This window comes from Deinococcus sp. (genome assembly GCF_025362455.1).
Lineage (GTDB): Bacteria > Deinococcota > Deinococci > Deinococcales > Deinococcaceae > Deinococcus.
This window is the reverse complement of sequence record NZ_JANYGJ010000001.1, coordinates 1-8,019: the sequence shown is the minus strand read 5'-3', so window position 1 is coordinate 8,019 and position 8,019 is coordinate 1. Positions and strand designations below refer to the sequence as shown.

The window sequence follows — 8,019 nt, the reverse complement described above, 5'->3', positions numbered from 1 at the left end:
GTCAACGAGGGGCGCTCCGGCGCTCTTTTTTTGTGGGCTGGACAGTCCGGGCTGGTCAGACTGACGGCGTGACCCGTGACGTGCTGCTCAGCCGACTGTGCGGACAACCCTGGCCCTTCGACCCCCTGCTGGGCGCTCTCCAGTTAGCGCCGACGCAAGACGTGCCCGATATCGGTGAGGGCGACGGTGCGCTGCTGGCGCGGCTGCGAGGGCGGGGCCATACCGGCGTGCTGCGCGGCCTCGACCCTCAACCAGCGCCCGGAGTTCAGGCCGGACGCGCTGAGCATCTTCCCTTTCCAGACGCCAGTTTCGATGTCGTGTTTCTGATCCGCACGCTGCTGCACGTCGCCAGTCCGGCGCAGGCGCTGGCCCAGCATCTGGAGGGCGCAGCGGCGGCTGTAAATCTTACCGATGATGGCGTCGTCGTCGGGGTTGGTGGGGTCGCTTGAATTCACCGCCTGAGCTGCTGGGTTCTTCATGCCCAAACTGTAGAAAACGTGGGTGAAGGAACAGTATAGGTCTGTCCCAGGTGAACACGAACGGCGAAAGCCCGGCGCAAAACCGGGCTTCCTAAAAAACGCTGATTGAGCTTCGACCCTACTGACCGCTCTGGCCGTTGCCTCCGCGTCGTCCACGGCGGCGGCGACGGCGGCGGGCCTCGTCGGCGGCGGCGCCTGTGGCAGCGGCACCGGCCTGGGCAGGCGCCGCAGCCTGATCGGGCTGGGCACGGCCCCCCTGTGTACCGCCAGCGTGAGCACCGCCACCATGAGCACCGTCGCGGCTGGCCTGCTGCGGGCGGCGGTTCTGGTCGCCTGCGCTGCGGGCATTGCTGGCCCCACCACTGCGAGAGCCACCGGACTGCTGAGCGCCGCGACCCCGGAAGGTGCCACCGCGTGCGCCGCCGCTGTAGCCCCCACCGCCGTAGCTCCCACCACCCTGGCCGCCGCCTCCCTGACCCTCATCGGGCGGCATGTTCTCCAGCGTCCAGTCACCGAAATACATGCGCTGCACCGTCACGTTGACGGGCCGCAGGTGCTCGTTGCGGGGCCGGTCCAGCGTCACGACCCGGCGCCGGAAGCCGCCGCTGCTATTGCCAGTGCTGGCCGGGGTGCGTGCCTGAGCATTTTCGCGGCGCGGCGCACGCGGCTCGCTGGCCCGGCCCTCTGAGCTGCGCGGGCTGTCAGTGCCGCGTGAGCTGGTGGTGCCCTCGCGGGGCACGCCGCCCCGGCCTGAACCGCCGCGCTGGAGCTGCTGCTGCTGACCCTGGGGGGCAGGAGCGCTGCTGCTCGGCACCTGTACCTGCTGGGCCTGTACCTGCTGAGTCTCGCCGTGCTGGCTCTCAGACTGCTCCGCCTGGGCCTCGCCGGGGCGGGGGGGCATGAAGCTGCTGAGTTTCTCGCGCTTGGTCGATTCGCGGTCCTCACGGCGCCGGGCGCGGGGGCGGTTGTCGTTGCCGTCCATACTGTTCTCCTGGGTAAAGTCGATCTGGCGAGCGAGCGGACTGACGGTGCTGACCGTAACCTCGATGGTCTCGCCGATGCGGTAGATGCGGCCACTGGTCCGGCCCTTGAGGATGCTGGCTTCTTCGATGTAGAAGTAGTAGTCGTCGTCGAGGTTGGAGATGTGCAGCCGTCCCTCCACCCCGTTTTCCAGCGCCACGAACAGCCCGGAGGCGATCACGCCCGACACCCGGCCCGCAAAGCTCTCGCCGATGTGCTCCTGCGCCCATTTGGCCTGGTAATACTTGGTCAGGTCGCGCTCGGCGTCCGAGGCGGTGCGCTCGCGCTCACTGGTGTGGCGGCCCTGCTCCGGTAAGGGCGTGGCAAGGTCGCCGCGCACCTTGTCGGACACCGGCCCTTCCAGCGCGGCCCGGAGTGCCCGGTGAACCAGCAGGTCGGGATAGCGGCGAATCGGCGAGGTGAAGTGCAGGTACTCCTCAAAGGCCAGCCCGAAGTGGCCCAGGTTCTCCCCGGCGTACTTGGCCTGCTGCATGGACCGCAGCAGCAGCGTGTTGACTGCCGTTTCCTGGGGCGTGCCGCGCACCGACTTGAGCACCGCCTGGTACGCCTGGGGGGTCGGCTCGCCGCCGGGGAAACTCAACCCCATCCGGCCAATCGCGCCGGTCACGTCATGGAAGCGGGCCAGGGTCGGTTCCTCGTGGATGCGAAAGAGGGTCGGCACGTTCTTTTCGAGCAGGAAGTGCGCCACCGCCTTGTTGGCCAGCAGCATCAGGTCCTCGATCATGCCGCGCGCGGTCTCCTCGCGCAGCGGAATCAGTTGCATGTGGCCGTCCTTGCCCACATCGACCTTGACCTCGCGCATCTTGAAATCGAGGCTGCCCTCGCGCAAACGCTTCTGGCGCAGCTTGGCGGTGATTTTCAGCAGCAGGTGGAGGTCGCCCTCCAGCACGCGGGCGCTGCCCTGAAGCGTCGCCACCGCCTCGGAATAGGCCTGAACCTCGTCGTAGGTCAGCCGGGCCTTGCTGCGGATCACGCTGGGCGTGAAGGTCGCGCTGAGCACCTCGCCGCCCTCCGAGAGCTCCAACATGGCGCTCATGGTCAGGCGGTCCTCATCCGGCACCAGGCTACAGACCCCGTTGCTGAGGTGCTCCGGCAGCATCGGCAGCACCGCGCCGGGCAAATACACGCTGGTGGCGCGGGCGTAGGCTTCGGTATCGAGCGCCGTGCCGGGCCGCACGTAATGGCTCACGTCGGCGATGTGAATGCCCACCACGAAGGTGCCCTCCGGCGTCGCCTGGATATGAATGGCGTCGTCGAAGTCCTTGGCGTCCGAGCCGTCCACGGTGAAGATGTTGTACTCGCGCAGGTCCAGGCGACCGTTCAGGGCCGATTCGGGAAAGCGGCGGGGAATGGCCTCGGCCTCGCGCAGCACATCATCAGGGAAGGCGTCGCGCAGGCCGTACTTGACGATCACGGCCTGGGTTTCGGTGGCGGGGTCGTCATCAAAGCCGAGCACCCGCACGATCTCGCCGTAGACCTCATCCTCGCCGGTATGCTCCGGCCAGAACAGTTGGGTGACCACGCGGGCACCGTTGGGCAGCCCCTCGGTGCCGTCCGGCAGCAACATGATGCGGTGGCGGGCACGGTGATCGTCGGGCTTGAGAAAGGCGTAGGTGTTCTGGTGGTCGAGCGAGCCGACCAGTTGCGAGTAGGCGCGGGTCACGATGCGGACCACGGCGGCGCGGGGCGAGTCGTTGCGGCGATTGCCACCCCGGCTGCCTGCGCGTTCGCTGCCGCGTTCATTAAACCTGTCGTTGCCGCCGCTGTGGCCTTCGGGCCGGATCAGCACGATGTCGCCGTTCCAGGCTTCCAGCGTTTCGCCCTCCCGAATATAGAAGTCGTCGCCGCCCGAATCGGGAATCACGAAGCCGAAGCCCCCGGCGGACGCCTGAAATCGCCCACGCACCAGGTTCATGGCTTCGGGCAGGCCGTAGGTGTGGCGGCGGGTGCGAATCACGTCGCCGCTGACGGCCAGGTCTTCGAGCAGTCCGGCCAGGTCGCGGCGCACGCCCAACTTCTCGCGGCCCTGACGGGTGAAGGTGCGCTCGAAGTCGCGGACATGCACCGGGCGGCCCAGCTTGCGGAGCTGAGCGATAATCAGCTCGCGGGCCTCCGGGCTGACCTGGTGGGCCGGGCTGACCTGATTGGACTGAATATCGTCGCGGGTCGGGCCGGTGGTGGGCCGAAGGTCATCAGTCTGAACGGTTGCGCTCTGCCCAGTTGCCGCCTGGTCCAACGCCTCTCCGGCGCCCTTGCGTCCACGCTTGGGCCGGGGCGTCCGGGTGCGGGTCTGCGGGGCTTCGGCGTTCACGGCGCCACTGGCCTGCTCGGCGCTGTCATCCTCACCCGACGGGTTGGCTGGCTCGATGTTGGCCACTCCGGTGCCCTGCGACTTCAGCGCGGCGGCCTGACGACCACGCCCAGCCGGGCGGCGCGGCGCAACCTCAGCAGCGGTCAGCTCAGTTGCAGTCAGCTCAGCAGCAGACGGCTCGGCGATCTGCACGGCCTTCACGGCCTGCTTGGGGCTGGCAACCTTACGCTGCCTTCCCTGGCGCAGCGCAGCGACAGACTCAGCAACGCGCTGGACAGAAAGCTGGACGACCTCAGTCGCGCTTTCTACGGGCGGCTGAGACTTGCGCCGGTTTCTGGGCGCGGCTCTGGCCGGAGTTGAAAGCTTAGCAGCGGCCTTCTCGTCCTCGGCTGGCTCGGTTACGGCTGACTGCTGGACGCGGCTGGCTGGCGTCGCCGCCTTGCCTTTGCGGCTGGCACGAACCGGGACGGCCTCGCTCCGACGGGCCTGAACCGGCTCGGCGGCTGGCAACTCAGGCGCAGATAATTCCGGCGCAGATAATTCCGGCGCAAATACCTCCGCAACCGGCGCCCTGGCGGCGCGGCGCGGCTTGCTGGGCGCCTCGGCTTTCACCGGCGCCGGGGCGGGTTGACTGTTCGCGGCTTTACTGGCTACAGATTTACCGGCGCGGCCCGCCTTGACAGGTTCAGGCAGGATGCTTTCAGGCGCGGCCACCGGCTGCACGACTTCGGGCAGGTCGATCAGCGCAGGCTGGGCCAACGACTGGGCCGACTTCTTCGGCGTGCTGCTCCTGGCGGGCCTGGCCGGGCTGGTTTTGACCTGACTGGTTTTGGCGTCGTCGGTTTTTGATGGGTTGGCTTTTGATGGGTTGGTTTTACTTGATTTGGCCACAGGGGTCTTTTTTGCTCTCCGAGGGGCGGCGGCGGGGGCCTGGGTGGCTCCAGCGACCTGGGGATCAACGGCGACTGTGCGTTGGACTGGGCGCTGGACTGGGCGCTGAGCAGTCTTGCTGGCGGCGCGGGGGCTGGTTGGAGTGGGAGCCGCAACCTGCACAGTGACCGCATCGGTGGGGGTGGGCGCGGGGCGCTCCTGCAACTTTTTCGGCATTCAACACCTGTTCAGGACTGGGCGCGGCCTCGCTCGTCATTCGTCGTCGCTGAAGGGCGTCCGAACCCGTGGCGGCCTACGCGGGTATTTCGCTTGTCTGGGGCCTAGCGCCAATGCGGCGCGTCCTGTGCCCGGAAGCTCTCGCAGCTTAGCATAGCGGGGCTGCCCGGTGCCCAGGCGTTCTTTACGGTTCGGGGGACGGCGATGGGGGATGCGTCAGCCGCCCGCGCCGCTCAAGTCCCAGTGGTTGCTCAAGTCCCAGTGGCTTCCGGCGCGGCGCCCTGCTGCGGCTCTCGCGGCTCTACAAGGCGGCCCTTGCCGGGACGGCGCTCCTGCCAGGCGGCGGCGAGCTGGCCCTGCACCGAGGACTTCTCCACCGATTGGATCACGGCCCTGAGCCCGGCAGGGGTAATCAGGCCCATCGCCATGGCGTGAAAGGCCGCCGCCAGCGAGTCGCGGGCCAGCACCAGCTCCACACCGGAGCGGCGCACCTCGGCGCTGAGCGTGCGCACGCCCTCGTCACGCGCCGCGCCGCCGACCTTGCGGATATACACCGCCAGCACCCGGCCTGGACGGCGGCGCACCACCTCGGCGTAGATTTCTGGATCTTGCTCGCCGCTGTCGCCGATCAGCACGAACGGGAGCGCCGGGTAGCGGTCCATCAGCGCCTCGATGATGGCGTGTTTGTGGTGGCCGTGGCCGCTCAGCAGCTCGGCGCCCCAGTTGCGCAAAAACAGCGGCCCCAGCGGCAGGCGGCGGTATTTCAAAAAAGTCCACAGCAGCTCGAAGAAGTTCCAGGGACTGCTCGACACGTAAAAGATCGGGTTGCTGGTCCCCGGCTCGCGCACCAGCGCCCGGTACAGCGCACTGACGCCGGGAAACGGCAGCCGGGTCCGGGCGTTGCCGCTCAGCACGGTGCCGAGCATCTGCGGCAGGCTGGTCACGTCCGACTGGATCACGGTGTCGTCCAGGTCGCTGATGATGCCGAACCGCGCCCCCTGCACCACCCGCAGTTGCGCTTGCGTGGTGCGGTCACGGCCCTCGATGCGCAGTTGCGCCTGTGCCCACTCGGCGTCCGGCTGGGCCTGAATCTGGGCCTGGGTCTGTACCGGAGTCTGGGTCTGTACCGGGCGCCCGTGTTCCCAGACCAGGGTAAAAAAGCCGTCGTTGTCGGAGGTGGCCCGCGCCACTGCGCCGCCCAGGTTGCCGCTGATCTCCACGCCCTCAACCGCCCTGGAGAGCAGCAGCCGCAGGATACCCAGGAAGTTGCGCCATCTGGGCTCGGCCTGCCGGGGTGGGCGCGAGGTGCGGGGCAGCAGCACCCGGCCCGTCAGTTGCAGGCGCTGCGGCGTGCCCCAGCCGGTGTACGGCGTAATCACGATGTCCGCCCGCCGCCGCCTGGGCTGAATGAACGCCGAGAAACGGGCGTCGAGCAGCCCCAGCAGCCGCTCGAAGGGAGGTTGCAGTCGCCTCAGCAGCGTTTTCCGGTTGGGAGCTGTGCGGCCTGGAGCTGTGGGGTTCGGGGCTGTGGGGTTCGGGGCTGGAGCTGTCTGGGCCGCTTGATCTGGGTCAGTCGGTCCGGTCATGCGTCGATCAGAGCCACTGAAAACAGGGGAGCTGGAAACAGACTGGTCGAAGGCAGGGCAATCAAAGACCTGGCGGCGAGGGACATGACACCAGTTTAGGTCAGCGAGAGAGGGCGCCTGTTGAGCGTGGGCTTCACTTCCGTCTCAGCGTTGGAGTTTCAGGGTTACAGTTTCAGGGTTACAGCAGCGGTGAACGCCGAGGATCAGGCTATTTCAGCGCCCAGATGACGGTGAGCCAGACGACGGTGAGCCGGACGATTGTAGGGACGCCGTGCTGAAACCCAGTCCGACCAGCAGCTTGTCGGTCAATCCGGGCGCCAGCGCGTCCAGCAGAGCGGGCACTCTGTACCAGCCGGGCACGATCCGCTCGCGCTTTGGGCGGGAGAGCAGTTGCGCAATGGCGACGGCGACCACCTCCGCACCGGGAACCTTGAGGCCCGGCAGCGGCGAGCGCATCCCCTCCGTCATCTCCGAGCGCACCAGGCCGGGCGACACCAGCGAGACGTTCACGCCACTGCCGCGCAACTGGCGCCGCAACCCCAGCGAAAACCCGCGCAGGCCGAATTTGCTGGCGCTGTAGAGCCCCTCGGTGGCCATGTGCCCTGCCACCGAGGCGACGGTGATGATCGACCCGTTTCGGCGTGCCAGCATGGCCGGAAGCAGCAGCCGTGTCAGCTCGATGGGCGCCTCCAGGTTGACCCGTAGCAGCCGCGACGGATCGGCGTCTCGCCACCAGGCCCCCTCGATGTTGATTCCGGCATTGTTAATCAGCGCGTCGATGCGCCCGGCGCAGGCCAGGGCCTCAGCGACCAGGCGGGTTCTATCAGCGGGGTCTGCCACGTCGGCCCGAATCACCCAGACCGGGCCAGCGCCAGCGAGTTCAGAGGCCAGCGCTTCGAGGCGCTCCAGGCGCCGGGCCGAGAGCACCAGAGCGTAACCGCGCTTCGAGAGTTCACGCGCCGTCGCCTCGCCGATGCCGCTGCTGGCGCCGGTAATCAGGGCGACGGGTCTGGAGGTGGGCGTTGTGGTTCGGGTGATTTGGGTGGTTCGGGTCGGTCTCGGAGCAGTCATGGCCCTGATGATAGGGGCGCGGGCGGGCGCCTGCTGGGGTCTGGACCGGAGGCCGCTCGAATCGATTTGCTCCCTGCTCCCTGTATGGCCACCTGGCGAAAACGCTCTCCTGGCACGGCTCGTACTCATACGGGATTAAAATGAGTTCGGGCCATTTGCCTTTAAGTATCTCCTTGTAAAGCTTTAGCTTTACCGAGCGGAGCGAGTGAGGAAGAAAGTACGTCCTGGCGGGAATGGAGGGGTGAAGCGCTGTTTGCGGAAACCCGAAATGTTAGCCAGGACGTACTTAGTACATTGATTCTGAATTTATGATATCCTAAGTGATGCCAAGACGAAAGCAGATTCACCCAGTTGAATTGACCCTGGAACAGCAGCACATTCTCGAAGAGCTTACCAGTAAGGGCGCTATTCAGGTTCGTGTCTA

The 8,019-nt window shown here is 67.1% G+C and carries 4 protein-coding genes; 1 reads left to right on the top strand and 3 read right to left on the bottom strand.

From position 1 onward, the window contains the following. Positions 1 to 449 (top strand): methyltransferase domain-containing protein (locus Q0R23_RS00020; protein ID WP_293908958.1); only part of this gene is annotated, 449 nt, incomplete at its 5' end. A 148-nt stretch (positions 450 to 597) separates the two neighbouring features. Here the strand turns inward: Q0R23_RS00020 and rnr are convergent. The 3 genes from rnr to Q0R23_RS00005 form a co-directional block, all read right to left on the bottom strand. After that, positions 598 to 4,722, bottom strand: coding sequence for a ribonuclease R (gene rnr / locus Q0R23_RS00015; protein ID WP_293908956.1), 4,125 nt, complete (start codon positions 4,720 to 4,722; stop codon positions 598 to 600). A gap of 467 nt (positions 4,723 to 5,189) precedes the next feature. Next, a complete protein-coding gene (locus Q0R23_RS00010; RefSeq protein ID WP_293908954.1) occupies positions 5,190 to 6,524 on the bottom strand; it encodes a phosphatase domain-containing protein in 1,335 nt (444 codons plus the stop codon). A gap of 213 nt (positions 6,525 to 6,737) precedes the next feature. Beyond that, complete coding sequence (locus tag Q0R23_RS00005) at positions 6,738 to 7,595, bottom strand: SDR family NAD(P)-dependent oxidoreductase (protein WP_293908952.1); 858 nt, start codon at positions 7,593 to 7,595, stop codon at positions 6,738 to 6,740. Between the last annotated feature and the right edge of the window lie 424 nt (positions 7,596 to 8,019).

Bases quoted from the DNA above. Each gene is read 5' to 3' on its own strand.
- Q0R23_RS00010 (WP_293908954.1), bottom strand. From the start codon at position 6,524: ATGACCGGACCGACTGACCCAGATCAAGCGGCCCAGACAGCTCCAGCC.
- Q0R23_RS00005 (WP_293908952.1), bottom strand. From the start codon at position 7,595: ATGACTGCTCCGAGACCGACCCGAACCACCCAAATCACCCGAACCACA.